The sequence below is a fragment of the Mesorhizobium sp. M00.F.Ca.ET.216.01.1.1 genome, assembly GCF_004010325.2.
In the GTDB taxonomy this organism is placed as follows: Bacteria; Pseudomonadota; Alphaproteobacteria; order Rhizobiales; family Rhizobiaceae; genus Mesorhizobium.
Genome location: NZ_SADR02000078.1, coordinates 1 through 1,083 on the forward strand (window position 1 = coordinate 1; position 1,083 = coordinate 1,083).

Below are 1,083 nucleotides of genomic sequence, written 5' to 3' on the forward strand. Positions count from 1 at the left end.
GCCTGAAGGCGCTGCTGGAGCATTTTTCAGCCATTGAAGATCCGCGTGAGCCATGGCGGGTGGCACATCCGCTGCCGGAAGTGCTGCTGCTGGTCGTCTGCGGCACGATCTGCGATTGCGACGACTATGATCTGATTGCCGACTGGGGCGCGACGCATCTCGACTTCCTGCGTCGCTATTTGCCCTATCATCACGGCGTGCCGGGCGGGCGCTGGCTGACCATGCTGATGAACCGCATCGATCCCGGGCTGTTCTCGGCCGCCTTCACCTCATGGGTGCGCGAGACATGGCCCGGCAAGCCGGACTTCGTCGCCATCGACGGCAAGACGTCACGGCGCAGCCACGATCGCAGTGCCGGCCGCGCCCCGCTGCACCTGGTTTCGGCCTTCGCCACCACCTCGCGCCTAGTGCTCGGCCAAGAAGCCGTCAGTGACAAGAGCAACGAGACGACCGCGATCCCGGTGCTCGTCGAGCGCCTGGCAGCGAACGACGGTCTCAAGGGCACGCTCGTCTCGATCGATGCCATCGCCACCAATGCCGCCATCGCAAAGGTCATCAGGGATGCCGGCGCCGACTACCTGCTCGCGGTCAAGGCCAACCAGCCGACGCTCAGAGCCGAGATCGAGCGCTATTTCGACGACGCCCCCGCCAAGTGCCTCGACAGCTTCGTCGATCTCGACAAGGCCCATGGCCGCATCGAGGAGCGCACCGTCACCGTCAGCCGCGAGGCCGGCTGGCTCGAAGGCCGGCGCCGCTTTCCCGGTGAACTGCGCCTGCCGGACGCAACAACCATCGTGCGCGTCCGTTCGCGCACCGGACTGAAGGACAAAAGCCGCTTCGACACGCGATACTTTATCGCCTCCACTGCGCTGACGGCCGAACGGGCCGCTTACGCCGTGCGTGGCCACTGGCTGGTCGAGAACGCTCTGCACTGGACCCTCGACGTCGTCTTCAACGACGACCAATCGCGGCTCAGAAAAGGCCACGGCGCCCTCAACATGGCCATCGTGCGCCATTTCGCCATCAACCTGGTCCGTACCGTCAGCGATAAGCACTCCATCAAACTCAGACGCAAAAAGGCCG

Annotated in this window: 1 protein-coding gene; it reads left to right on the plus strand. The window is 64.7% G+C overall.

Annotation, left to right across the window (positions count from 1 at the left end; all coding sequences use genetic code 11):
• Nucleotides 1–2 precede the first annotated feature (2 nt).
• Nucleotides 3–1,083: ISAs1 family transposase (locus EN859_RS35090; RefSeq protein ID WP_135913586.1), on the plus strand; the 1,081-nt coding region annotated here is incomplete at its 3' end.